Annotated in this window: 24 protein-coding genes; 21 read left to right on the forward strand and 3 right to left on the reverse strand. The window is 39.6% G+C overall.

Going from position 1 to position 25,577, the window contains the following annotated elements; all coding sequences use genetic code 11:
* Nucleotides 1–13: 13 nt before the first annotated feature.
* The 14 genes from sfsA (at nt 14) to fbpC (ending at nt 14,426) form a co-directional block, all read left to right on the forward strand.
* Nucleotides 14–724 (forward strand): DNA/RNA nuclease SfsA, encoded by a 711-nt coding sequence (gene sfsA, locus AACQ49_RS11450; protein WP_004244997.1) that lies wholly within the window; start codon nt 14–16, stop codon nt 722–724.
* Between the two features lie 196 nt (nt 725–920).
* Nucleotides 921–1,376 (forward strand): RNA polymerase-binding protein DksA, encoded by a 456-nt coding sequence (gene dksA / locus AACQ49_RS11455; protein WP_004244998.1) that lies wholly within the window; start codon nt 921–923, stop codon nt 1,374–1,376.
* An 85-nt stretch (nt 1,377–1,461) separates the two neighbouring features.
* Nucleotides 1,462–1,767, forward strand: a complete 306-nt coding sequence (locus AACQ49_RS11460) for a hypothetical protein (RefSeq protein ID WP_004252502.1) — start codon at nt 1,462–1,464, stop codon at nt 1,765–1,767.
* Nucleotides 1,768–1,881: 114 nt separating this feature from the next.
* Nucleotides 1,882–3,438 carry a polynucleotide adenylyltransferase PcnB gene (gene pcnB, locus AACQ49_RS11465; protein ID WP_370685673.1) on the forward strand — a complete coding sequence of 519 codons (1,557 nt, stop codon included), beginning with the start codon at nt 1,882–1,884 and terminating at the stop codon, nt 3,436–3,438.
* Nucleotides 3,431–3,928, forward strand: coding sequence for a 2-amino-4-hydroxy-6-hydroxymethyldihydropteridine diphosphokinase (gene folK / locus AACQ49_RS11470; protein WP_004245001.1), 498 nt, complete (start codon nt 3,431–3,433; stop codon nt 3,926–3,928). The genes pcnB and folK overlap by 8 nt, the downstream gene beginning before the upstream one ends.
* A 357-nt stretch (nt 3,929–4,285) precedes the next feature.
* Nucleotides 4,286–5,077, forward strand: coding sequence for a 3-methyl-2-oxobutanoate hydroxymethyltransferase (gene panB / locus AACQ49_RS11475; protein WP_004247283.1), 792 nt, complete (start codon nt 4,286–4,288; stop codon nt 5,075–5,077).
* A gap of 43 nt (nt 5,078–5,120) precedes the next feature.
* Nucleotides 5,121–5,972, forward strand: coding sequence for a pantoate--beta-alanine ligase (gene panC / locus AACQ49_RS11480; protein ID WP_004245004.1), 852 nt, complete (start codon nt 5,121–5,123; stop codon nt 5,970–5,972).
* 28 nt (nt 5,973–6,000) lie between these two features.
* Complete coding sequence (gene panD, locus AACQ49_RS11485; protein ID WP_004247282.1) at nt 6,001–6,381, forward strand: aspartate 1-decarboxylase; 381 nt, start codon at nt 6,001–6,003, stop codon at nt 6,379–6,381.
* Nucleotides 6,382–6,581: 200 nt separating this feature from the next.
* Nucleotides 6,582–7,214 (forward strand): response regulator transcription factor, encoded by a 633-nt coding sequence (locus AACQ49_RS11490; protein ID WP_004245006.1) that lies wholly within the window; start codon nt 6,582–6,584, stop codon nt 7,212–7,214.
* 1 nt (nt 7,215) lies between these two features.
* Nucleotides 7,216–8,763, forward strand: a complete 1,548-nt coding sequence (locus tag AACQ49_RS11495; protein ID WP_074561600.1) for an MASE1 domain-containing sensor histidine kinase — start codon at nt 7,216–7,218, stop codon at nt 8,761–8,763.
* Nucleotides 8,764–8,845: 82 nt separating this feature from the next.
* A complete protein-coding gene (uhpC, locus tag AACQ49_RS11500) occupies nt 8,846–10,183 on the forward strand; it encodes an MFS transporter family glucose-6-phosphate receptor UhpC (RefSeq protein WP_074561599.1) in 1,338 nt (445 codons plus the stop codon).
* Nucleotides 10,184–10,185: 2 nt separating this feature from the next.
* Nucleotides 10,186–11,217 carry an ABC transporter substrate-binding protein gene (locus tag AACQ49_RS11505; RefSeq protein ID WP_004245009.1) on the forward strand — a complete coding sequence of 344 codons (1,032 nt, stop codon included), beginning with the start codon at nt 10,186–10,188 and terminating at the stop codon, nt 11,215–11,217.
* A 74-nt stretch (nt 11,218–11,291) separates the two neighbouring features.
* On the forward strand, nt 11,292–13,370 hold the full coding sequence (locus tag AACQ49_RS11510) for an ABC transporter permease (RefSeq protein ID WP_049211115.1): 2,079 nt from the start codon (nt 11,292–11,294) through the stop codon (nt 13,368–13,370).
* Nucleotides 13,371–13,385: 15 nt separating this feature from the next.
* Nucleotides 13,386–14,426, forward strand: coding sequence for a ferric ABC transporter ATP-binding protein (gene fbpC / locus AACQ49_RS11515; RefSeq protein WP_004245012.1), 1,041 nt, complete (start codon nt 13,386–13,388; stop codon nt 14,424–14,426).
* 180 nt (nt 14,427–14,606) lie between these two features.
* Here fbpC and AACQ49_RS11520 read toward each other — a convergent pair whose 3' ends face one another.
* Entirely contained in the window at nt 14,607–15,935 is a 1,329-nt protein-coding gene (locus tag AACQ49_RS11520) for a D-serine ammonia-lyase (protein ID WP_036972071.1), read from the reverse strand.
* 12 nt (nt 15,936–15,947) lie between these two features.
* Nucleotides 15,948–17,285, reverse strand: coding sequence for a D-serine transporter DsdX (dsdX, locus tag AACQ49_RS11525; protein WP_004245014.1), 1,338 nt, complete (start codon nt 17,283–17,285; stop codon nt 15,948–15,950).
* A 221-nt stretch (nt 17,286–17,506) separates the two neighbouring features.
* On the opposite strand from dsdX, the gene dsdC reads away from it, so the two are divergent.
* The gene (gene dsdC, locus AACQ49_RS11530) at nt 17,507–18,451 is read left to right on the forward strand and encodes a DNA-binding transcriptional regulator DsdC (protein ID WP_074561598.1); all 945 of its coding nucleotides are present in this window, start codon (nt 17,507–17,509) and stop codon (nt 18,449–18,451) included.
* Between the two features lie 71 nt (nt 18,452–18,522).
* Here the strand turns inward: dsdC and gss are convergent, their stop codons facing one another.
* Entirely contained in the window at nt 18,523–20,400 is a 1,878-nt protein-coding gene (gene gss / locus AACQ49_RS11535; protein ID WP_012367498.1) for a bifunctional glutathionylspermidine amidase/synthase, read from the reverse strand.
* A 590-nt stretch (nt 20,401–20,990) separates the two neighbouring features.
* Here gss and AACQ49_RS11540 point away from each other — a divergent pair.
* The 6 genes from AACQ49_RS11540 (at nt 20,991) to efeB (ending at nt 25,570) form a co-directional block, all read left to right on the forward strand.
* Nucleotides 20,991–21,287 (forward strand): helix-turn-helix domain-containing protein, encoded by a 297-nt coding sequence (locus AACQ49_RS11540; RefSeq protein WP_004245017.1) that lies wholly within the window; start codon nt 20,991–20,993, stop codon nt 21,285–21,287.
* Nucleotides 21,288–21,592: 305 nt separating this feature from the next.
* Nucleotides 21,593–22,150, forward strand: coding sequence for an iron transporter (locus tag AACQ49_RS11545; protein WP_004245023.1), 558 nt, complete (start codon nt 21,593–21,595; stop codon nt 22,148–22,150).
* Nucleotides 22,151–22,215: 65 nt separating this feature from the next.
* Nucleotides 22,216–22,563 carry a cupredoxin domain-containing protein gene (locus AACQ49_RS11550; protein WP_004245024.1) on the forward strand — a complete coding sequence of 116 codons (348 nt, stop codon included), beginning with the start codon at nt 22,216–22,218 and terminating at the stop codon, nt 22,561–22,563.
* Between the two features lie 2 nt (nt 22,564–22,565).
* A complete protein-coding gene (locus AACQ49_RS11555) occupies nt 22,566–23,402 on the forward strand; it encodes an FTR1 family iron permease (RefSeq protein ID WP_074561597.1) in 837 nt (278 codons plus the stop codon).
* Entirely contained in the window at nt 23,392–24,315 is a 924-nt protein-coding gene (locus AACQ49_RS11560) for an EfeM/EfeO family lipoprotein (RefSeq protein ID WP_004245026.1), read from the forward strand. The genes AACQ49_RS11555 and AACQ49_RS11560 overlap by 11 nt, the downstream gene beginning before the upstream one ends.
* Complete coding sequence (gene efeB / locus AACQ49_RS11565; RefSeq protein WP_004252520.1) at nt 24,302–25,570, forward strand: iron uptake transporter deferrochelatase/peroxidase subunit; 1,269 nt, start codon at nt 24,302–24,304, stop codon at nt 25,568–25,570. The genes AACQ49_RS11560 and efeB overlap by 14 nt, the downstream gene beginning before the upstream one ends.
* Nucleotides 25,571–25,577: the final 7 nt, after the last annotated feature.

A 25,577-nucleotide genomic window follows, 5' to 3' on the forward strand; every position in this document is an offset into this window, starting at 1 on the left:
CACCGGGGTGATTATGAAATTTGAACAACCACTACAATCTGCCACTTTATTAAAACGATACAAACGTTTTTTAGCAGACGTAGTGACGGCAAATGGTGAAGAATTCACGCTCCATTGTGCTAATACAGGTGCGATGACGGGATGCGCAACTCCAGGTGATACGGTTTGGTATTCCACGTCATCGAATGTCAAAAGAAAATATCCTCATAGTTGGGAATTAACCCAAACTCAATCAGGTGATTGGATCTGTATTAATACCTTAAGAGCTAATACGATCATTGCCGATGCGATAGAAGCTGGCGATATTCCAGAATTATCTGACTATGATGAGATAAGACGCGAAGTGAAGTATGGTAGTGAGAATAGCCGTATTGATATTTTACTTAAGTCAAATCATAAAGTTGACTGCTATATTGAAGTGAAATCGGTCACTTTATTAGATGCTGGAATGGGCTATTTTCCTGACGCTAAAACAGAGCGAGGTCAAAAGCACCTTCGAGAGTTGACCGCTATCGCAAAATCGGGCTTAAGGGCTATCTTATTTTACGCTGTCCCCCATACTGGCATTACACAAGTGTCTGTTGCTAAAGAGATTGACCCTAAGTATGACTTATTGCTAAAACAAGCATGTGATGCTGGGGTTGAAATTTTATGTTATCGCATCAATATTAGTGAGTACGATTTAACAATTGGAAAGCAATTACCTTTTATTTCAAAAGGTTAATACATTTTCATGGTGTTGGTTAAGTATTTTTTAACTAAAATGGCCTTTTTACTTGCGTGCCTTCACATCATGAGAAAACTTATTAAAGGAATAATTGCTATCCGCGCGGGCATCTGCTATTTATAGCGCCCTATTTTTTTCCCTTCCTATTTAAGGTGGGGGATTATTCAGAAAATGCGTATGTAGGAGAAGCATTATGCAAGAAGGGCAAAAGCGTAAAACATCGTCCATGAGCATTCTCGCTATTGCTGGCGTTGAGCCATATCAGGAAAAACCGGGCGAAGAGTACATGAACGAAGCCCAATTAGCGCATTTTAAGCTAATACTTGAATCTTGGCGCAATCAGCTCAGGGATGAAGTCAACCGTACCGTCACTCATATGCAAGATGAGGCGGCCAACTTCCCCGATCCTGTTGACCGTGCTGCACAAGAAGAAGAATTCAGTCTTGAGCTGCGTAACCGTGATCGTGAACGTAAACTCATTAAGAAAATTGAGAAAACACTGAAGAAAGTTGAAGATGATGACTTCGGCTTTTGTGAGTCTTGCGGTGTTGAAATCGGCATCCGCCGTTTAGAAGCTCGTCCAACAGCCGATCTCTGTATCGACTGTAAAACATTAGCTGAAATCCGTGAAAAACAGATGGCTGGCTAATTAATGAGTATAGCCTCAGTACTTAGGTGCTGAGGCTTTAATCTAAACGTTAATACCCAAGATGACAATGTGTATTAGGCATTTAGTGCCATTATTAATAAACCAACTTTGTTTTGGTGGTTTGGTTACAGCATTGGCTCGTTATCTTCAAGCTGACACAAATTATGAGCGTTGGCGCTTTCACATCAATAATATCATCCTCCAATTAATACTTCTTGATACAATAACTCAGACTATTCGCACTGTGATGACGATGTTTATTCACATAAAAGAGAAGTTATTTGCGTATAATTCTATCACTATAGCTGATGGCCATAAGCAAGGAACAATATTGATGGAGCACATTTTCTTACCTCGTCAACCGTTGCTGTCAGGCAAGATTATTCGTTAACATTATGATGAAGATGCACAATAACCCACACAAAGCATTCTCAAAAAATGTTCAGTAGGCTATGATTAGCCGCTTAATTTTTTAATTATTAGATTTAATTATTCGAGGTGTCATATTTTTAACCGAGTAGCGCATTTCTGCCGTAATTTGCTAGGACGACAAACAACATCGTCAGATACAGAATCGGTAGCGAGTGAAAGGCCTGTCACTGCATCTGACCGACCTAAAAAAGAAACACAAACGACTGTGCGTCGGCGTCCTGCCCTATCCGCAGACCGTCCCCGTAAGAACAAAAGTAATAACGAAAAGGCGAACGGGAGTGATTTGCCAATGACTGTGATCCCAAGAGATCAACACCCGATTTCGCGTAAAGACATCAGTGATAACGCACTAAAAGTTCTTTATCGTCTGAATAATTCAGGCTTTCAGGCTTATTTAGTGGGTGGTGGTGTACGCGATCTATTATTAGGGAAAAAACCAAAAGACTTTGATATTGCTACCAATGCAACGCCAGAAGAAGTCCGTCGATTATTTCGTAATAGCCGCTTAGTAGGTCGACGCTTTCGTCTAGCGCATATTATGTTTGGCCCCGAAGTGATTGAAGTCGCTACTTTCCGTGGCTCTCATGAAGATCATGAAACATCCGATCGCAATCAGTCACAACAAGCACAAAGCGGTATGTTGCTGCGCGACAATATCTTCGGATCGATTGAAGAAGATGCCATTCGTCGGGATTTTACCTTAAATAGTCTCTATTACGGCGTCGATGATTTTGCTGTACGTGATTATGTGGGGGGCTTGGCTGATCTTAAATCAGGTACTATTCGTTTAATTGGCTCTCCTGAAACTCGCTATCGTGAAGATCCGGTTCGGATGCTAAGAGCTATCCGCTTTGCCAGTAAACTGGATATGCGTATCGCACCGGAAACTGCAGAGCCAATTAGCCAATTAGCACCACTATTACGTAATATTCCTTCAGCACGCCTATTTGAAGAATCGCTGAAATTATTACAAACAGGACATGGTTATAAAACCTATCGGTTAATGCGCCATTTCCAACTCTTAGAGCCTCTTTTTCCATTAGTTGCCTCAAGGATCACTGAGCAACAAGATACCCCAATGGAAAGAATGATCGAACAGGTGCTAAAGAATACCGATTATCGTATTAGTAAAGAAATGCGCGTAAATCCGGCATTCTTATTTGCAGCAATGCTATGGTATCCCTTAGTGGAGCATGCCGAAAAACTGGCTCAAGAAAGTGGACTGTCTTATTACGATGCTTTCTCAATGGCGATGAATGATATTTTAGATGAGCAATGTCGTACTATTGCGATCCCTAAACGTATCACCACCACGATGCGTGATATTTGGCAATTACAGCAGCGTTTACCTAAGCGTCAAGGGCGCCGAGCCAATAAACTGCTTGAGCATCCTAAATTCCGTGCAGCATTTGATCTACTGGAATTACGCGCTAATGTACAAAGAAATCCTGATCTGGAAACATTAGCCGCTTGGTGGGCTGATTTTCAGGTTTCAAACAATACACAACAACGCTCTATGGTCTCTGAATTAGGTCCAGGCCCGGTACGCAAAAGAACACGTCCTCGTAAACGTCCTCGTCACCCTAATGCAAAAAATAATGCACCAAGACAAGAGAACAAACATGAGTAAGCAACAACAGCGTGTGTATATTATTCTGGGCAGTAATTTAAACTCACCAGAACAGCAAGTAAAATCGGCGATAAAAGCGATTAGTGAAATCCCTAATACTACACTGATTGCCCAATCACCTTGGTATCGCACACGCCCTATGGGACCTCAAGATCAACCCGATTATCTCAATATGGCTGTCGCCGTTGATACTACTTTAGCCCCAGAAGAGTTGCTCGACCATACACAAGCAATTGAACTTGCCCATGGTCGTGAAAGAAAAGCAGGTAATCGTTGGGGACCTCGTACCCTTGATTTAGATATCATGTTATTTGGTGATCAAGTTATACAGACCGAACGTTTAACTGTGCCTCATTATGGACTTAAGGTGCGTGAATTTATGCTTTATCCATTGGCGGATTTAGCACCTGAACTTTGTTTCCCTGATGACGGAGAACGATTAGCAGACAGATTAGCGCTCGTACCTAAAAATGGTATGGAAAAGTGGTGATACCACATAATAAGCGTGTTTGATGTTAATGGTTGATGCTGTTGACTGACAGTATCAACCCCGTTCACAACTCTCTTGTACTGTTCCTTTATCGCGTTATCCCTCCCCATAAGTGATAAAATACGCCCTTCCCTCCCGCCTGTTATATCACCATTTCTAATTCTTGGATAAATATCAAAATATTTTTTATTTCTATTTTTTATTATTCAATTCACGACTTTTTCTTCGTTTTTAGTACGTAGATGCTACAATCAGCAGTTAATGTTTTTTATTTATGTCATATTCTCTTTAATAAACAAATAATTAACTGACATAAATAACTCAATTTACACGCAACACACCATGGAGTTTATTATCATGAAGCCGGTTACGCTATCTACGCTCAATCGCTATAAACAAGAAAAGAAAAAGTTTGCCACTATCACGGCTTATGATGCTAGCTTTGCTCGTCTATTTGCCAATGAAGGTATTCCTGCCATGTTAATTGGTGATTCACTCGGTATGACACTACAAGGTCATGACAGCACATTACCTGTCACCGTTGAGCAAATTGCCTATCATACCCGTTGTGTAAGAGCAGGCGCCCCTAACGCTTTCTTAATTGCTGATATGCCTTTTATGTCTTATTCCACTCCAGAGCAAGCCTGTCTTAACGCAGCTATTTTAATGCAAGCGGGAGCGAATATGGTCAAAATTGAAGGAGGAAGCTGGCTTATTCCTACAGTCAAAATGCTCACTGAACGCGCAGTGCCTGTTTGTATTCACCTAGGCTTAACCCCTCAATCTGTTAATGTGTTTGGTGGCTATAAAGTACAAGGTCGAGAAGAAGCTGCTGCAGAGCAACTTAAGCAAGATGCTATGGCGCTTGAAGCCGCAGGAGCACAACTGGCTGTATTAGAATGCGTCCCCGTTTCCGTAGCAAAAACTATTACCGGATCACTCAATATTCCCGTTATCGGCATTGGTGCCGGCAATGTCACTGATGGACAAATTCTTGTGATGCATGATTTATTAGGTCTAACACCTAATGCCCCTAAATTTTCTAAAAATTTCTTACAAGAAGCTGGCTCCTTACCCGAGGCTGTCAGACTGTATGTTCAACAAGTTGAACAAAAACTGTTCCCTCAAGAACAACACTCATTTAACTGATTTATCATTTAAATTCATTAAAATAGTTTAAAGGAGTCACGCTATGCTAATTATTGAAACAACGCTTATCTTACGCCGCGAAATTAAGCGACTAAAACAAGAAGGTAAACGCATTGCATTGGTTCCGACCATGGGCAACCTGCATCAAGGTCACCTAAAACTGATAGAAGAAGCGCGTATTCATGCTGATGTGGTTATCGCCTCTATTTTTGTTAATCCAATGCAATTCGATAGAGAAGCCGATTTAGCAAACTATCCACGAACCCTACAAGAAGATTGTGAGTTACTGCGCGATAAACATGTTGATATTGTCTTTGCCCCATCAGCGAAAGAGATGTACCCAAATGGGATGGAAAACCAAACGATTGTTGAGGTTCCAGTACTTTCTTCTGTGTTAGAAGGCGCTAGTCGCCCAGGACATTTCCGCGGTGTAACAACCGTTGTAAGTAAACTATTCAACCTTGTACAGCCTGATGTCGCGCTATTTGGTGAAAAAGATTATCAACAACTGCAGATCATAAAAAAAATGGTCAGTGATTTATGTTTTGATATCAGTATTATTCCAGTCCCTATTGTGCGTGATAAAACAGGATTGGCATTTAGCTCTCGAAATCGTTTGTTATCAGATAATGAAAAACAACAAGCCCCTGTGCTTTATCAAGCTATGCAACAGATAGCCGAGCAATTAAAATCGGGAAACCTTGATGTTAACCAACTATTACAAACTGCCAAAGCAACCCTTGAACAACAAGGCTTTCGTGCTGATGAATGTTTTATTTGTGATGCACAAACACTAGCACCACTTAGCGAAGAGAGCCGATGTGCCGTTATTTTAATGGCAGCTTGGTTAGGTAACACTCGTTTAATCGATAGCCAACAAGTTAGCTTAGTCTAATGCATAATTAAAAATAGGAAACACAACAATGCTACGCACCATGTTACAAGGCAAACTTCATCGCGTAAAAGTCACCCAAGCTGATCTTCACTATGAAGGCTCTTGCGCGATTGATCAGGATTTTATGGATGCCGCTGGTATTCTTGAAAATGAAGCCATTGATATTTATAACGTTGACAATGGTGAACGTTTCTCTACTTATGCCATTTGCGCAGAAAGAGGGTCTGGTATTATTTCTGTCAATGGCGCAGCCGCTCGCCGTGCTGCTGTAGGTGATCGCTTAATTATTTGCTCTTATGTGCAAATTCCAGATAGCGATGCGCGTAGCCATAAACCCAACATTGCCTATTTTGAAGGCGACAATGAAATGAAACGCATTGCTAAAGCCGTTCCCGTTCAAGTCGCTTAATCTGCCAAACCCCCTTACAAATGGAGGTTCCCTGTTTGTGAGGGGGTAATTCTGCCCTGCTAATTGTCTCGATTCAATACGCTAAAAGCGAGAGACAAAGCGCAAAAGCGTGTTTTTGCTCCCTTTTTTCTCGCATAACTTCCTGTAGCTTGTTATAAAACAGATAAATATTACCTAACAATGCTTAGCCTAATAAAAATATGATAAACGTTGCTCTCATCGATGATCACATTGTTGTGCGTTCTGGGTTTGCACAACTGCTAATGCTAGAGCCGGATATTAATATTGTCGGTGAATACGCAAATGGCCAAGAAGCTTGGCCCTATTTATTAAATGATAATATTGATGTGGCGGTGATGGATCTCTCTATGCCTGGAGAGAGTGGCCTACAATTACAAAGTCGATTAAAACAAAAACGCCCTGATTTTCGGACAATTATTTTAAGTATTTATGATACCCCCGCATTTGTACAAAGCGCTTTAGATTCCGGTGCCCATGGCTATTTAACTAAGCGCTGTGGTCCACAAGAGCTCGTTCAAGCAGTACGTGCTGTGTATCAAGGGGGCTGTTATCTCTGTGCTGATGCCATGAAAGCACTTCGACAGACACCTGAAAAAGAAGATGCTTTACATAGTTTAACCCCTCGCGAAAGAGAGATTTTTAATCTGCTAGTACAAGGTATTAATGTTAAAGCTATCGCCGTACAACTGAATCTCAGTCATAAAACGGTGCATGTTCATCGAGCCAATATACTGGGTAAATTGAACTGTGAAACAACCATTGATTTAGTCCATTTTGCATTAAACAACCAGTTAATCACCGGAACACTCTAACATGCAAAGAGGCGCACGTTTTTTTCTTCAATCTCTCTTTTTATTGTTGACCTACTCTTTACTCTGGTTGTCACTTTGGGTGATCAGTTTTTATCTTAGTCATAATGGTCAACAAGCCGCACTTTTTTTACCTCAAGGCTTACGGCTAGCATTATTTATTTTACTTTGGCGACGTTTTTGGTTGCCGATGTTATTGGCCGAATGGGGGCTTTATTACTGGCTAACTCAACAGCAATTAATTACCCATGTAACTCTTTATCTCTCACCTTTAATCAGCTTATTGGTCGCACTAGAAGTACAACGGATCTGGTGGCGTTACCCACTTTATTGGCAACGGTTAACCTTACTTATCGCCGCGGTCGGATTTAATAGCCTATTACAAGCCTTCCTACTCAGTTTTTTTCTCACGACGTCCACCAGCGCAATATTTTTGACCTCAATAACAGGTGGTATTTTATTAGCTCCCTTTGTTTTTCTACTTTATGAATATTTACGCGAATTACAAAGTCGAGTATTAATCGCCGAAATCACCCCAGAGCCACCATTGCGTACCTCCTTATTAATGTGGGTATTTCTCTTTTGTCTTATTGGATTAAGTGCACAATTCTTTCTTACCCCAGAAATTGAACGCTTATTAGTTATTCTGGTGTTTATTCCTAATGTTTTTATGGCTTATCGTTATGGTTGGCAAGGGGGGGTATTATCCGCGTTGTTAGGTAGTTTAATGATTACCTTTGCTAGACAAGTAAATGGTGCTTTTGCCGATTTGCATGAATTAGAGATGTTTTTAACAACCCAAGCCTTAATTGGTATTGGTTTAGGTATAGCTATTAGTCGCCAGCAACAACTTGCCAATAATTTACGTCATTATCAGCTACGTTTAGAGCAAGAGTTACAAGCACGCCGAGCGTTGATGGAACAACTAGTACATACCGAAGAAGATGTTAAAAAAGCCATTGCTCGTGAATTACATGATGAAATTGGACAAAATATTACAGCTATTCAAATTCAGTCAATGTTAGTAAAAAGAAGTGCAGATAACGATAAAACACGTCAGTCAGGCGAGCAAATTGAGCGATTAGCCCACCAAATACATCAATCTACCCGACAACTGCTACGCCAACTAAGGCCGCCTATTTTAGAAGAGATGTCATTAGAGAAGGCACTACACCATTTAATTGATGAGTTCTCATTTCATGAAAATGGTATTCACTGTCATTTTCATTATGCTCTTGAAACAGAGCCTGAAAGCGACACCATTATTTTTACACTCTACCGACTAGTGCAAGAACTACTCAATAATATCAGCAAACACGCTAATGCCAGTGAGATCCACATTTCGCTTACTCAACATCAAGCACAATTACGACTGGTTGTTCATGATAATGGTATTGGCATTTTGCCTACACAACCTAATAACGGTTTTGGGCTACGAGGTATTGAAGAGCGGATCTGCGCATTGGGGGGAGAATGGGAAGTAATTAGTCAGCTTGGTACTAAAATAATTGTTAACTTACCCACAAATTCAATAGAAAAGCGTGAAAACTAGGAATTAGTCTTAGTCATCTACAACCTTCTCTCATTCTTTTTAACTGCATTTTTCTTACATTGGCAATATCAGAGAGGATGTTATGTTAGGTAAAAATTCGGCATCAATAAATAAGACCTATGATTTTTGGCGTAAAAATTTAATGTTGTCGATGATCATTGGCTATGCCACGTTTTACCTGACTCGTAAAAGCGTCAATTTTGTGATGCCCGTTATGCAAACGGAACTGCATCTAGATAAAAGTGATATTGGCTGGATAGCCAGCCTGTTTTATCTCACTTATGGTCTATCAAAATTTCTCTCTGGTATTTTCCATGACCAATACGGCTACCGTTGGTTTATGGGCGCAGGTCTGGTAATGACAGGGGTGATGAATATTATTTTTGCCTACTGTTTATCCTTTCCTGCCTTGCTTTTAGTCTGGGCACTTAATGGTTTCTTTCAAGGATGGGGTTGGCCCCCTTGTGCAAGGTTACTCACCCATTGGTATTCACGTAATGAACGCGGTTTCTGGTGGGGATTATGGAATATCTCCATCAATCTTGGCGGGATGAGTATTCCCCTTTTAACCGCTTGGTTGGCAACCCATTTTAGTTGGCAAATAGCCTTAGTTATTCCCGGCCTAATAGGTATTGTTATGGGTTTATGGCTTTGTATGCAACTAAAAGGAACACCAGCAGAAGAAGGGTTACCCACAGTAGGTGTATGGCGGCGCGATATTTTTGAATTACGTCAAGAGCAAGTATCGCCTCCAACCCCTATGTTAACCATTTTGAAAGAAGGCATCTTATTTAACCGAATGATCTGGTTACTAGGTTTTTCTTATATTTTAATTTATCTCATCCGTATGGCGATAAATGATTGGGGAAATATTTGGTTATCAGAAACCCATGGCGCTAACTTGTTAAGTGCTAATGCCATTCTTTCTCTTTTTGAGATGGGTGGATTGTTAGGCGCGTTATGTTCAGGCTGGGGCTCGGATTTATTATTCCGTGGCCAACGAGCACCAATGATATTGCTGTTTTCACTCGGGCTTTTTATCGCAGTAACAGCACTTTGGCTAATACCAATTCATCATTATGCATTGCTTGCAGCCTGTTTTTTCAGTATCGGTTTTTTTGTGTTTGGACCACAGATGTTAATCGGACTTGCTGCCACAGAATATTGTCATAAAAACGCAGCAGGTACGGTAACAGGCTACTTGGGATTGTATGCCTATTTAGGGGCTGCAATAGCAGGTTGGCCATTAAGTCAGGTCATGGCGCATTATGGTTGGACTGGGATGTTTGTATTATTAACCAGTGCTGCGGCCTTAATGGGACTACTACTAATGCCATTGCTGATCGCTGATGTCAGTAAACGTGAGCATTTAGTTGGCCCACTTTCATTTTCCGATGACGACACATTTAAAAGGTTCTGAACATGAAACTGAAAACTCTCTCTACACTTGTTGCCGCCGGCTTAGCTCTTTCTACGGTAAGTTTATCCACCAGTGCCGCGGGTCGCTTAGTGGTTTATTGCAGTGCCACAAATGCGATGTGTGAAGCTGAAACTAAAGCTTTTGCTGAAAAATATGATGTTAAAACCACTTTTGTTCGTAATGGCTCCGGCAGTACATTAGCGAAAATAGAAGCAGAAAAACGCAATCCGCAAGCTGATGTTTGGTATGGCGGAACAATGGATCCTCACTCACAAGCGGGTGAAATGGATCTGCTAGAGCCTTATGTATCCGCCAATCTTGATCAGATCATGCCACAATTTCGTGATCCGGCTAAACGCAAAGGAAACTACTCTTCTGCGGTTTATGTCGGTATTCTAGGTTTTGGTGTCAATAAAGATCGTTTAAAAGAGAAAGGTCTACCTATTCCGACCTGTTGGAAAGATTTAGTCAAACCTGAATACAAAGGTGAAATTCAAATCGCTGATCCACAAAGTTCGGGCACTGCATACACTGCATTAGCAACTTTCGATCAATTGTGGGGAACAGAGCAAGCCTTTGATTATCTGAAAAAACTAAATACCAATATCTCTCAATATACTAAATCAGGTATTGCACCAGCGCGTAACGCCGCCCGTGGTGAGGCCGCGATTGGTATCGGCTTCTTACACGACTATTCACTCGAAGTTGAAAACGGGGCACCACTAGAGCTTATCTCACCTTGTGAGGGCACAGGTTACGAAATTGGCGGTGTCAGTATCATCAAAAATGCCCGTAATATGGATAACGCTAAGTTATTTGTAGACTGGACACTCTCTAAAGAAGCACAAGAAATTAGTTGGAAAGAGGGTAAATCTTACCAAATTCTCACCAATACCACGGCTGAGTCTTCCCCGATGGCTTTGAAATTATCAGACTTAAAACTGATTAACTACGACATGGATAAATATGGCGATAGTGATGTTCGTAAGGAGCTGATAAATAAATGGGTTACCGAAGTAAAAATGGGTAAATAGCCTATCAATAGGGCGAGAGATGCTCTCGCTCTTTTTTTTACATAATAATAATGAGCTTTACTGTCGGGGGATTTATGTCTCACACACTCGCTTTGTCTGAAAAAAAGAGGTGGGATCCCATATTTTTATGGATCCTGATTGCATGGATGGCATTTATATTAATGCCTTCATGGAGCCTTGATTATGGTCTATTTGATTCTACCGCAGATGAATTACTTACCTCTTATGGCTGGAGTAACTTAAATATCAGTCTGCTCTGGTTTTTACTTCCCAGCATACTATTAATTCGTCCTTTACATCCTGTAGGGCGAGAAAATCGTATTCGTCACTATTTTGATGCAAGTTTTGCCTTTTTCTGCGCCTTTATCACTATTGTTACCGCAACGATGGAAGGTCGTGGTCTGGGTTATTCGGTTATCGTGCTATTTATTTCATTAGGAATGATAGCCAAGCATGCTTTAACACGCTTAGAGTGGTTAGGGGGTGATAGCTTTGTGATTGGCTCATTAATCACAGTTGTCGCCTTAATCGGTGTTTTTATTATCTTTCCAAGTGTCGCTATCTTTATTCCGATGTTTCAAGATAGTGCTGGCAATTTTGCCCCCTTTGAATTTATTACCATTCTCAGCCAAGCCCATATTGTTCAGGTGATGATCAATTCAATCTTACTGTCTATCGCAGTTGGTATTGGCTGTACTTTTTTTGGTTTGATCCTCGCCATTTATACATCACGTATTGCAGTAAGATCAGCGATTATTGGTCGAGTGTTTTCTATTTTACCTATTGTCACTCCCCCTTTTGTTGTGGGTTTAGGTGTGACCTTGATGATGGGACGTTCAGGTTATATCACTGAATTTTTGGCAACTTATGCAGGTTTAGAAAATACCAACTGGTTATATGGCTTTACGGGAATTTGGCTTGCACAAGTACTTGCCTTTACCCCTATGTCTTTTATGATCTTAGATGGTGCAATTAAAACAATCCATCCGTCATTAGAAGAGGCTTCTTATACCCTTAGAGCTAATCGCTACCAAACATTCTTTCATGTTTTTATGCCGTTACTAAAACCAGCATTAGCCAATGCCTTTTTGATCGTTATAGTGCAATCATTGGCTGATTTTAGTAACCCATTGGTGCTAGGTGGCAACTTTGACGTGATTGCCACTCAAATTTATTTCTATATCACCGGCTCTCAACTTGATTACCAAGCAGCAAGTACCTTAGGTGCTTCACTGTTGGTATTCTCATTATTAGTGTTCTGCATTCAATATATGTGGATTGGCAAACGCTCATATGTCACGGTGTCAGGTAAATCCTATCGTGGTGATGTTCAACCATTACCCACCTCCTTAGTAACCTTTGTCACTAGTGTGCTGGGTATTTGGGTTATCTTTAATATCTTACTCTATGGCAGCATTTTCTACGGCAGTTTTACGGTTAACTGGGGTGTGGATTACACCTTAACCTTTGATAACTTTATTAAATTATTTGGTCAAGGGATGAGCGACGGCGCATGGCCATCATTACTTGATACCTTACTTTATGCGGGTATCGCAGCACCTATTACCGCTATTTTAGGGCTTTTGATCGCCTATATTGTCGTGCGCCAAGATTTTAAAGGTAAAAAGAGTATCGAATTTACGACCATGCTCTGTTTTGCCGTTCCCGGTACTGTTGCGGGTGTCTCTTATATCTTGGCATTTAATGATTCGCCGTTTTATTTAACAGGAACGGCAGCCATTGTGATTATCTCAATGACCATGCGTAACGTGCCCGTGGGAATACGAGCAGGTATTGCAGGATTGGGGCAAATCGATAAATCGCTGGATGAGGCGTCATTAAGTTTAAGAGCAAATTCAATGCGAACTATTTTGTATGTGCTATTGCCTTTATTACGCCCCGCGATTTTATCCGCTTTAATTTATAGTTTTGTCCGCGCAATAACCACCGTCAGTGCGATTGTATTCTTAGTGACTCCTGAAACTCGCGTTGCTACCGCTTATATTTTAAATCGTGTTGAAGATGGTGAATACGGCGTCGCGATTGCCTATGGCTCGATTTTAATCATCGTGATGTTGGCTATTATTTTCTTATTTGACTATTTGATTGGCGAAGCCCGTGTTTCACGCTCTAAAGCCAAAAATGCACAGTAATACGGAGTATAAATCATGACACAATCACATTTCGTTGAACTGAAAAATATTGTTAAGCGTTTTGGTACAAACACGGTAATTGACACTCTCAGTTTATCTATTCCTCAAGGAAAAATGGTTTCGTTATTGGGGCCATCAGGTTGCGGTAAAACGACAGTACTACGCTTAGTAGCTGGATTAGAAAAACCAACAGAAGGTAAAATTTTTATTGATGGTGAAGATGTTACTGATCGCTCAATCCAACAACGTGATATTTGTATGGTGTTTCAGTCTTACGCCCTGTTCCCTCATATGTCCTTAGGTGACAACATTGGTTATGGCTTAAAAATGTTAGGTCGCCCAAAGGCAGAGATCAAACAGCGAGTGGCAGAGGCTCTAGCCTTGGTAGATTTAGCAGGATTTGAAGATCGTTTTGTCGATCAGATTTCAGGCGGTCAGCAACAACGAGTGGCATTAGCTCGTGCTTTGATCTTAAAACCAAAAGTGCTGTTATTTGATGAGCCATTAAGTAATCTGGATGCTAACTTGCGCCGTAGCATGAGGGAGAAAATTCGTGAATTACAACAACAGTTTAATATCACCTCCCTGTATGTTACCCATGACCAAAGTGAAGCTTTTGCCGTTTCCGATATGGTGTTAGTGATGAATAAAGGCAAAATAATGCAATTAGGTTCACCACAAACTTTATATCGCCAACCGGCCTCTGAGTTTATGGCAAGTTTTATGGGAGATGCCAATCTCTTCCCTGCTACTCTAGGGGCTGATTATGTGGATATTTTTAATTATCGCTTACCTCGCCCCGAGAACTTTAACAGCAATAAAACCGAAATTCGAGTGGGTGTCAGACCTGAAGCTATTACCTTATCTCAACAAGGTGAAGCTTGTCAGCAATGTACAATAATCCATGTCGCCTATATGGGACCACAATATGAGGTGACTGTTGCATGGCAAAATCAAACATTGTTATTACAAGTGAATGCAACCCAACTTCAACCTAATGAAGGTGATAGCTATTATCTACAAATCCATCCTTATGGAATGTTTATCTTGGAATAATGGCTTTTATTTTAGTGAGTGAGGCACCCAATGGGTGCCTCTTTTTTTATCGTTATAAACTACAGCATCTTCCCCTGATGTGACATCCTGGTGTAAATACAGAAGTGATATTACAGATAAGCTTATAATCTTATCCTTTTGTTTTATAATGTTATTATTTGTTTTATTGTTATATGGTTGCTATTCCCCTTGCGCAAGATATTTTTGCATTTCATCAGTTGGCACCATACCGCCCCCCGTCGCCCATACTAAATGCGTCGCATTGTGCATTTTTTGACTATCAAGTGATAAACCTTGTAGATAATCTTTAGCTTGAGAAACATGAATAGCCCCTGTCATTCCTGCTAAAGCGGAAGGCTCTAACTGGATCCCTTCTTCTTTGTTTAACAAGCTCAATAAGTTATATAACTCTTGATCATCAATGGTGTAATAGCCATCAATCAAACGCTCCATTGCCCGTCCAACAAAGCCAGAGGCTCTACCTACCGCCAAACCGTCAGCTGCAGTAATATTGTCGATACCCACTTCTTGAACAGAAATACCATCATGTAACTGGGTATACACCCCAAGTAACATACAAGGAGAATGGGTTGGCTCAGCAAATAGACAATGTACTGCATCACCAAATGCCAGTTTTAACCCAAAAGCAACACCACCAGGCCCTCCGCCTACACCACATGGCAGATAGACAAACAGAGGATGTTCACTATCGACCGGAATATTAAGCGTTTCAAATTGATGTTTTAAACGTAATCCAGCGACGGCATAACCCAAGAATAATGTTTTTGAATTTTCATCATCAATAAAGAAACAACGAGGATTTTTTTCTGCCTCTTTACGTCCTTGTTCAACCGCAATACTGTAATCTTGCTCATATTCCACAACATTAACACCATGAGCGCGTAGCTTGTCTTTTTTCCATTGACGAGCATCCGCAGACATATGAACACTAACGCTAAAGCCCAGTTTTGCACTCATAATGCCAATCGACATTCCTAAGTTACCCGTGGAGCCGACGGCAATACTGTATTGGCTAAAAAATTTGCGGAATTCATCAGAAAATAATTTTTCATAATTATCCTCTGTGGTCAGAAGCCCAGCCTCTATGGCTAATTTTTCAGCGTGAGTGAGTACTTCATAAATCCCCCCGCGCGCTTTAATTGAACCAGAAATAGGTAAGTGGCTGTCCTTTTTCAAACGCAATTGTCCCTCAATAAGGGTGTTATAGCGCTTTTCTAGTGCCCCTTTCATTTGAGGGATATCCACAACGGCTGATTCGATGATCCCCTCAGTTGATGCGGTTTCTGGAAAGGCTTTCATTAAATAAGGTGCAAAACGTTGTAATCTTGCCTGTGCATCCATCACATCATTTTGCGTTAAACCTACATAAGGAAGTCCCTGGTCAGTTGAGGTAACATTGGGGTTAAACCAAACCACCTCTTTTAAATCCACTAAATCACGTACTAGTGGATAATCATTTTTTAATTTATTTATATCTATCGTGGTCATCGTCATTCTCTTTTATATGACAAAAGAAAGCATAAAAGTGCCCCCTAATGCCACAAATGAAGCAATAAAGGTCGCGATACTATAAAAACGGAAAGTTTCGCTTAATGTGGCATTACAATACTGTTTTACTAACCAAAATAGGGAGTCTGTGACAATCGTACAGCCAATAGCCCCAGAGCCAATTGCCAATGTAATAATTTCAGGGCTAATATCTGGATACATTGGCATTAATGGTGCAACGATAGCGGTCGCACCCATCATAGCAACCGTTGCTGATCCTACTGCTGCATGCAGAATAATCGCTACTAGCCAAGCTAATAAAATAGGATGCATATCCAAATTAGAGAGGATCACCGCCAATGAATCGCTTAAACCACTCCCTTTTAAAATGCCGTTAAATGCGCCCCCAGCACCAATAATTAACAAAATATTGGCAATAGAGCTAAAACTATCTTCTGTTTTTTTCAATAGGGTACTCATGCCCATATTACGGCGAATACCTAAAATATAGTAAGCAACAAAAGCAGCAATAAACATTGCCGTAATCGGGTTACCAATAAATTGTAATGCAATATAAACCGAAGTGCCTTTTTCCATATTAAGCTCTGCGGCGGTCTTAATCAGCATCAGAACAATAGGTAATAAAACCGTAAATAATGTCGCCCCAAGTGAAGGTAAATCTTTTTCTTGACGAATTTCCATATCAGAAAATGCTTCTGGTACGGTTTTAAAAGGTAAGCGCTCACCCAATACTTTTAAGAAAAGAGGCCCGCCCACTAATGAGGCTAATAATCCAACAGCAAGACCGGCAACGATCACCGTTCCCATATCGGCCCCTAACTCATTAGTGACAAAAAGCGCTGCAGGGTGTGGAGGAACAATACAATGCACGGCCATTAATGCAGTACATAAAGGGATGGCGAGTTTTAATAATGAGGTGTTTGTTTTTTTAGCAATAGAGAATGCTAATGGAATAAGTAGCACTACCCCTACTTCAACAAACAGGGTAATACCACAAATCAGTCCCACCAATACCATAATAACATCCGGTGATAACCAACGGCATTTTTGTAAGGTGATACCGATGCGCTCCGCCGCCCCCGATATTTCCATCATTTTACCGAGAATAGTACCCAAACCAATAATGGCGGCTAAAAATCCCAGCGTTCCCCCAATCCCATTTTCAATTGCACTGACCATTTCTAATGGGTTCATTTTCATTGCCATACCGACAAAAAAACTGGCAAGTAGTAGTGCTAAAAATGGATGAAACTTAAGTTTTATTATAGTAAAAACAATGAGCAAGATACTTATAATCAGAGTACCTAGTACCCATAGTGTCGGTTCCATAGATCAATCCCTAATTTTTATTTATTGTTAAACATATTGAATATTAATCATTCGACACTTACAAATGATGAAAATAGATACTAAGATGAATTCAATTAAGCCAAATAGGTGATCAGATGCACAAATATTTATCATTTAGATTTCATCTTGGCTATCTTTCACCTTAACATTAACTTGATTATTACCTTACGTTACTAATAATAATTAAATGAGAATAAAAAATGTTTGGATCTTCTAACGTGATTTTGAGAAATAAGCGCTTATCCAGTTATCAATTAGCACGACTTCACACTTTTGAAGCAACAGGACGGCATTTATCATTCGCTTTAGCCGCAGAGGAATTGTCCTTGACGCCTAGCGCGATTAGCCATCGTATTAATACACTAGAGAAAGAATTAGGGATAAAGCTATTTAATCGCTTTCATCGGCGTATTGAATTAACCGAAGAAGGTGAACGTATTTATTGGGCATTGAAAAAAACACTTGAAGATATTAATCAAGAGATTTTAGATATCTATAATCAAGAAATATCTGGCGTATTAACGGTGTATTCTCGCCCTTCTATTGCGCAATGTTGGCTTGTACCTCGTATTTCTGATTTTACTCAACGCTATCCTTCTATTGAATTAAACTTACTTACTGGCAATGACGATATTAATTTTCGTGGTTATGGTATCGATCTCGCTATCTATTTCGATGATAAACACCTGAAAAATCTCTATTGTGAAGATTTAATCTCAGAATCAATTATTCCTGTTTGTAGCCCTGAATATGCTGCTCGCCATGAATTAGTAGGTAATATCCATCACCTTGCTAATTGTACTTTGTTACATGATAGACAAGCTTGGAGTAATAACTCTGATTTTGATGAATGGCGCGCTTGGAGTGAATATATGGGATTAGGATTATTTCCAAATAAAAGTAATATTTGTTTTGATCGCTCTGATTTAGCTGTTATTGCTGCCGTTAATCATTCCGGTGTCGCAATGGGGCGTAAACGCTTAATTCAAAAACAACTCGCAAATAATGAATTAATAGTCCCTTTTGATAATTGTGAGTTTTTTTGTGCACAACGCTATTATCTGGTTACCCGCGATGAAAAGAGTAACGCTAAAGTACAGCTTTTTATTCAATGGCTGAAAAAACAGATCTTACATGGGATGTGATCTGACAAAATAACAAAGAGATCGGTTTAATCTAAACCGATCTCTTACTCATTAAAATGATGGTGATGAAATTAATCCGCTAAAAAGTGTTTATCTTCAAGGACAATTAATGGCTCAATATCACTGTCTTTTTTTATCACTAATGTCGGATCAGAGCGTAAGCAACAACCACCATAATGTCCATCTACCGTAAAGGTACAAACCTGAATATATCGGTTAGACACTTTTGGTAAACACCATAACTCTTGATAAATATTTTCTTGATGTTCAAATTGACCACTGGTTTCACCTAATACATTTTCTTGGTGATCAACTAAACCAATATTACTACCACAGCGCCCAGCAATAGGCTTAACTGCATAACCACTCTGCGACAAACGTGGGGTTAAAGTGAACTCAGTATCAAGTAGATAAGGATTATCTGGGAAAAGTTGCCACAAAATAGGTAATATCGCTTTATTACTTGGAATAAGAGTCCAAAGAGGTTCAAAAACCGTGATTTCAGGGCGTAAAAGAACATCAACTAAACGAACTTCTCCCGCCGGATCACCAATACGAATAGGAATAAGTGACTGTTGTTCACTCTCTTCTCTTAGTTGATCTAACGCGGTTTCCCAAGCCCATGTTTTCCATACACATTCAACAATACGTTTATCACCATCAATTAACTGACCACGACTATTCCAATGCAGCTCTTTTAGTCCACGCAGAATTTTGCTGCTATAACCGGCTTTAGTCAGTGCTTGTTGCATAAAGCGAGCATGATAATCTTCTTCATTATCATCATCTTGAAGAATATGTACAAATGGCTTCGCATCACTGTGTTTCCAAGCATCTGATAACGCATCTAATAGACGTTCACCCGGGTTATAACCTGCTTTAATGCCACCCTGTTTAGCCCATTTTTCAATAATTAATCCGGCTTCAGTATGACAAGATGCAGAATCAGCGTTATATTCATACACCTTGATACCACGCTCATCCATACAAAAATCTAACCGTCCAGTGATCATTTGATGACGTCTATTTTGCCATGATAGGCGGATACGGGGCCATAACACTTCAGGGATCGCAAATAAACGCAGTAAATTATCGTCTTTCAGCACTTTTTCCGTTGCATGCAAATACATCAAATGCATTTCATTACTAGCACGTATAAGTTCATGCTCAGCACTTTCTGAAATGGTGAAATATTCATAGCTGTCTTGATTAATCGTATGACCGTGCTGTGCTAGCACATAGGCTTTTTCTAACGGATCGCTTTCATCTAGCCATTTTCCAGCAAATTGCCCCTTGTTGGCTAATTTGGCCTCATGAATAGCTAACAATTCAGGGGCAACTTTAGGTTGAGGTAAACTGTAGGCATTAGGTTCTGTTTGGATCATCCAACCTAGCAAGGTGGTATTATCAAAGGTATCTTCGATAAAATAGCCATTATCACTCACTTTAAGCGGTAACTCTCGTGTCCATTGTTGACCTCGCGGTAACCTAGTGTGGATCACATTTTGTTCTGCAATACGGATTTTATCTTCTAATACTTCGGTAATAACCGCCACATGACCGGTGACTTTAAACTCTCCCCCTTCTTGCCAAATAAGCAACGCTCCTACCGTCGGTGGCTGTTTGCTGCCATTTGCAAAAGCTTGCAAGGGTAAAATATCGTCATCAATCGTTCTCCGTAAGAAACGTAACGAGAAGATCTCATAGGCCATTCCCACATCAGTAAAAACAACCCCGTAATGTAAATAGAGAAAACGGCGTGCAAATTCAACACATTGCCACTTATGCCCCATATACTCATTACCAATATAACTACGGAATGAATCATTGGCGGCATAATCTTCTTTATCTATACTGCTGTAATCTGAAGAGTAAATCGCAACACCACCTGGTGCATAACCGAGTAATGTTCCAAATGGTTCATGACGAATGATCTCTTTTACATTCATAATCTCGACCTTGACGATAATTAGGTAATGACTCTGTAATACTTATAATCACCATGTATTATAAGTAACCATCTTAACGCTATCGTCTATCTGATGTGAATGTAAATTTATCAATTTAGATAAAGTAAAAATAATCGAGTTGATTCGATGACATAAAGCTGATTGCGGATTTGACCTGACAAAAAAACTCAAAAATAGTCTGTTATAAATAATATATAACGCCTATTTTTGAGTGTAATCAGTCAAAGAGGTGTTTATCATTTGTTATTCTCCTTTCTTATTTACTCCTTCTCAATCATAAATGCGAGTCTATATAAGTAGAAAAATTGCGTTTATACAATATATAGCACTCTCTATCAAAAAAATGCCGTTTTTCATTCTGCCAAAGTAATTTTTTTTAACATAGGATAAAAAATTAATTATCAATAATAATTTTGTGACTATAAATAATTTACTCAACTAACCGATAACAAAAAGTATGAATTTGACTCATTCAAGTAGGAGAGCTTGAGCTCGTTAAAATTCAGCTTAAAAAACATTGATATTTAATGAAATATTATCAGTAGTTGATAGGAGGAAAGAGGTCACCAATGTCAAAAGTTTATCCTATTTCTCAAATTATTGGACATAAAATTCGCCAACAGCGCCAACACTTGCGTTTATCCGCTAAAGCAGTGGCTGAAAGAGTCGGCGTTAGCCAACAGCAATTTTCACGCTATGAGAATGGGCTATGTAAAATTGATGTTGATATGCTCTTCCTTATTGCTAAAGAATTAAATGTTACACCAACCGCTTTTCTTCCTTCACCGCTAAATGAAGATCCTATCGCTTCTTCCAGCGCTGTCACCCAATCTAAGCTATTTTGGAGCGCACAGAGTCAAATTTAATGATCTAATATGGAAATCAGTGATTGCTTATCTTTGTCAGATAGTTAATAAGATTTCCATCCATTCTCTTTAACACTATGATTTTACTTAGTATTAAAAAGCAAACTTATTGAGTATATTTATCTGTCATTTCTTAATAACAAAATTTTTTCTTTTAAAAAAGAGTTAGTTAATCTTATTTTTATCCTTTCCCACTTCAAATTAAACGATATTTTTCTTACATAAGTTTCTGCTATTTTTGCTATAAATCATGTTAATCTTAATAAGAATAATAACAATTATCATTCAATACATAAGGATTAAACATGAACTCTCGTTATGTGCGTGCTCTCACGTTGTTATCATTAATTCCCACTTCTGTCTTCGCTCTTGAGTATCCCGTAGGTCAACCAATCATTAAAAATGGCATGGAAATTCAAGGTGTCTATCTACAACCTATCACGATGGACACAGAGGAAGGCCATCATGCAATGAAGCACCTACCTGCTGATAAAGCTGATATCCATTTAGAAGCAGATATTCATGCTGTTGAAGATAATCCGAATGGTTTTGCTGAAGGTGATTGGATCCCTTATCTCACTGTTGAATATACCGTGACTAAATTAGATGCACCGGAGAAAAAACAGCAGGGAACTTTTATGGCCATGGTCGCCAGTGATGGTCCTCATTATGGTGAAAACCTAAAATTAGATGGCAACGGCCAATATAACGTTACCTATAAAATTTACCCGCCTTCTTACAATAAAGATGTCGTTTTTGGTCGTCATATCGACAAAGAGACGGGGGTAGCCGCTTGGTTCGAGCCTTTTGAAGTGTCATGGGATTTTAACTATAGCGGTACTGGTCGTAAAGGCAGTTACTAATTAGCTTAATTATTGATAGCCCTGTGTATAGGGCTATCTCCTCTGTTTTGTTAAGTGAAATTTCAATGATTAAACATCTCTATCAATACACGCTATTACTGCTATTAATGATAGCAAGCTCTACTTTAGCCGCAGAAAAATACACCGTTGAATTAGAAATGAAAGAGGGGGAACTGATCCCTCGAGTTTTAAATGTTCCTGCTAAAACTCCTATACGGATCAAAATTCGCAATACTGGTAGTAGCCCCGTTGAATTTGAAAGCACTCAATTACGTAAAGAAAAAGTATTAGCGCCTGGGGCGAGTTCTGTCGTTGTGATTGCGCCTCTAAAACCTGGACGTTACACCTTCTTTGATGATTTTCATCTGTCTCACCCTCAAGGTGAAATCGTTGCGACTGAAAAGGCTGAATAAATATGGGACAAGTTCTATTTGTTGTTTGGCGAGAAAGTTTTGAAGCTCTGCTGGTGGTAGGGATCATTTATGCATGGATAAAACGCTCTCCTACCCCTAAACAAGGTATGAAATATCTCTGGGGAGGAGTAATAGTAGGAATACTACTCTCTATTCTTTTAGCTCTTAGCATTTATGGGGTATTTAGCTCCTTAGAAGATATCTGGCAATCTCTGTTTATGGTTATGATGGAAATCATTGCCTGCCTATTAATTGTTCAGATGGTCTATTGGATGAACAAACAAGGTAAATCACTAAAAGCCAATATCGAAAACGAATTGACACAAAAAACGCAACAACAAAGTGTCTGGGGGATTTTACTGATCATCGCCATTGCCATTGCGAGAGAAGGCAGCGAAGTGGTTGTTTTCCTATCAAGCCATATTATGGCTCTCACAGCACAAACCACGTTACCTTTCTTGATTGAAGTATTCATTGGCCTATTGATAGCTGGACTAACTCTATGGTTATTTTTGCTAACATCAAAAATGATTTCTTGGCGTAAATTCTTTGTTATTACCGGATTTTTACTGCTTTTCCTCGCCGTTTCCTTGCTATTAAAAGCAGTAGAAGAGATAGCTAATCTACTTATTGAAATGGATATTGAATTACCTGACTTTTTGATTTATCCACTATGGGATCTTAGCCATATTCTGGATGATTCAAGCATTTTTGGTAATTTCTTAGTTTCATTCTTTGCTTATCGCTCGCAACCCATTGGTTTAAGTGTTGTTACTTTTATTGTGTTTTGGTTGGTGGTCGCACTGTTATTTAAACAAGGGGATCGCCATGCCAAATAGCGCCCTATTGAAAGGTGATCATATTGTCATCTTGCTATTGATATCGCTATGCTCTTTTTCTGTTTCTGCAAAAAAAATCATTCAAGGCATTACTCAAGATAGTGAAAATATTGTTGTTGCTAAAGGGGATATTCCCACTCCTGAAAAATTTACAACCAATATTCTTAACTACCGGCAGAAAGCTGTTGATCAGTTGACCTTCGTTGAAACTGCATTAAAAAATGTCATTGTTAACAGTGAAAAAAATCAACTGACTGATGCCCAGCTCGCCTATCAACAAGCGCATTATCACTATGAGGTGATCCGCCCGATTATTGCATTGTTTGGCGCTACTGAACGCCTATTAAATAATCGGGCTGATTTCTTTCTTGAAAGAGAAAACTCGCCCCGTTTTAGTGGATTTCATTTGGTTGAATATCAACTCTTTAAATTAGAGGATATGCAATCGTCAGCCGAGTCAGCCAAGGCACTGTTAAGAGGCATTAGTGATCTAAAAAAACGCTTAGCGATTGAAGATATTCCCATTGCTAAATTAGTGCAATCTGCAGGTGATAGTTTAGAGCTGATTTTAACCGACAAATTAGCCGGTATTGAAAATCAATATGCAAAAAGTGATCTGGGGGATGGGTATGCCAATTTATACGGTTCACGCCTAATCATTGAGTCTCTATCTAACCATATTCCACTTCAGGAATATCAATCACTACGCAAACAGTATGACACTATTAGCAAACTATTTTTAAAATATCAGCGAGATGAAGAATTATTCCAGCCTTTAGATACGCTTTCTGATAGTGAGAAAGCAGTGCTCTTTGCACAAATAACACAATTAGCGGAGCAAGTTGCACAATTACGTAACGTGCTCAATATTGATGTCTATTATTACTATAAAGAAGCATATGGTGAAAAATAAAACTCTGTTTAAATCACTCCTCACAATCCCCGTTAACCACCATAAACGTACAACGTTAAAATGGTTAGGCGGTAGTTTACTGCTTGCCAGTATGGGCGCAAATGCCATCGAAAAAAGCAAGTGTTCACCAACACTTCGTTATCAACGTGCTATTAACTACTTAGGAAAACATCAAGCTGGGGTTATCACGCCAGAACAAAAGCATGCTTCATTTATTGCACTTGATTTAACAGTAACAACCCCTGAGGAAGTAGAAAAAATTTTCCGAACCTTAACACAGCGGATTGCTTTTTTAACACAATCTCGTGAACTTAAAGAAAGTCATAATCCTCACCTTCCCCCCGCAGGATCCGGTATTCTAGGTAGCCAATTATACCCTGATGAATTAACCATCACAGTGGCGTTAGGGGATAGTTTTTTTGATAATCGGTTTGGTTTTCAAGCTCATAAACCCAAACGCCTTGAAGCAATGAAACCCTTTCCCAACGATCGCTTAGATCCTAAATGGTGTGGCGGTGATCTGTTACTTCAGCTTTGTGCCAATAGTCAAGAAAGTATCATTTATGCATTAAGAGATATTTTAAAATATCTTTCTGGGCAAGTGCATGCACGATGGAAAATAGATGGTTTTCTACCTGCTCGTGATATTGATAATCAACAAACGCCAATTAATTTATTTGGTTTTAAAGATGGCACAGGTAATGCCCCTGCCACTGACACTCATTTAATGGATGATTTAGTGTGGATCACCGATAAACAAAATGAACCGCAGTGGTGCTTAGGAGGTAGCTATCAAGCGGTGAGACTTATTCGTTTTGCCTTGGAATTTTGGGATAGAACACCTCTTGAAGATCAGGAGAATAACTTTGGTCGTCATCGTGCAACAGGCGCGCCGATAGGAATGAAGCAAGAAATGGACTCACCTGAATTTGAGCAAGATCCTCATGGCGACAGGATACTCTTTGATTCCCATATGAGACGAGCAGAGCCCAGAACCCCCGAACGTTATAGTGCCAAACTGCGTCGTCGCAGTTATAGCTACTCATTAGGGCTAACACCGTCAGGGCAATTAGATATGGGGCTTGTCTTTGTCTCATTTCAGAATAACCTTAAAAAAGGCTTTATTGATACGCAAAAGCGTTTAAATGGTGAACCGTTAGAGCGCTATATAAAACCTTTTGGTGGGGGTTATTACTTCGTATTACCCGGCGTCACACAAGCAAGCGATATATTAGCTAAAGGACTATTTACTTAATTTTTGC

Origin of the sequence: Proteus sp. G2675, from assembly GCF_963886535.1 — a bacterium.
In the GTDB taxonomy this organism is placed as follows: domain Bacteria; phylum Pseudomonadota; class Gammaproteobacteria; order Enterobacterales; family Enterobacteriaceae; genus Proteus; species Proteus mirabilis.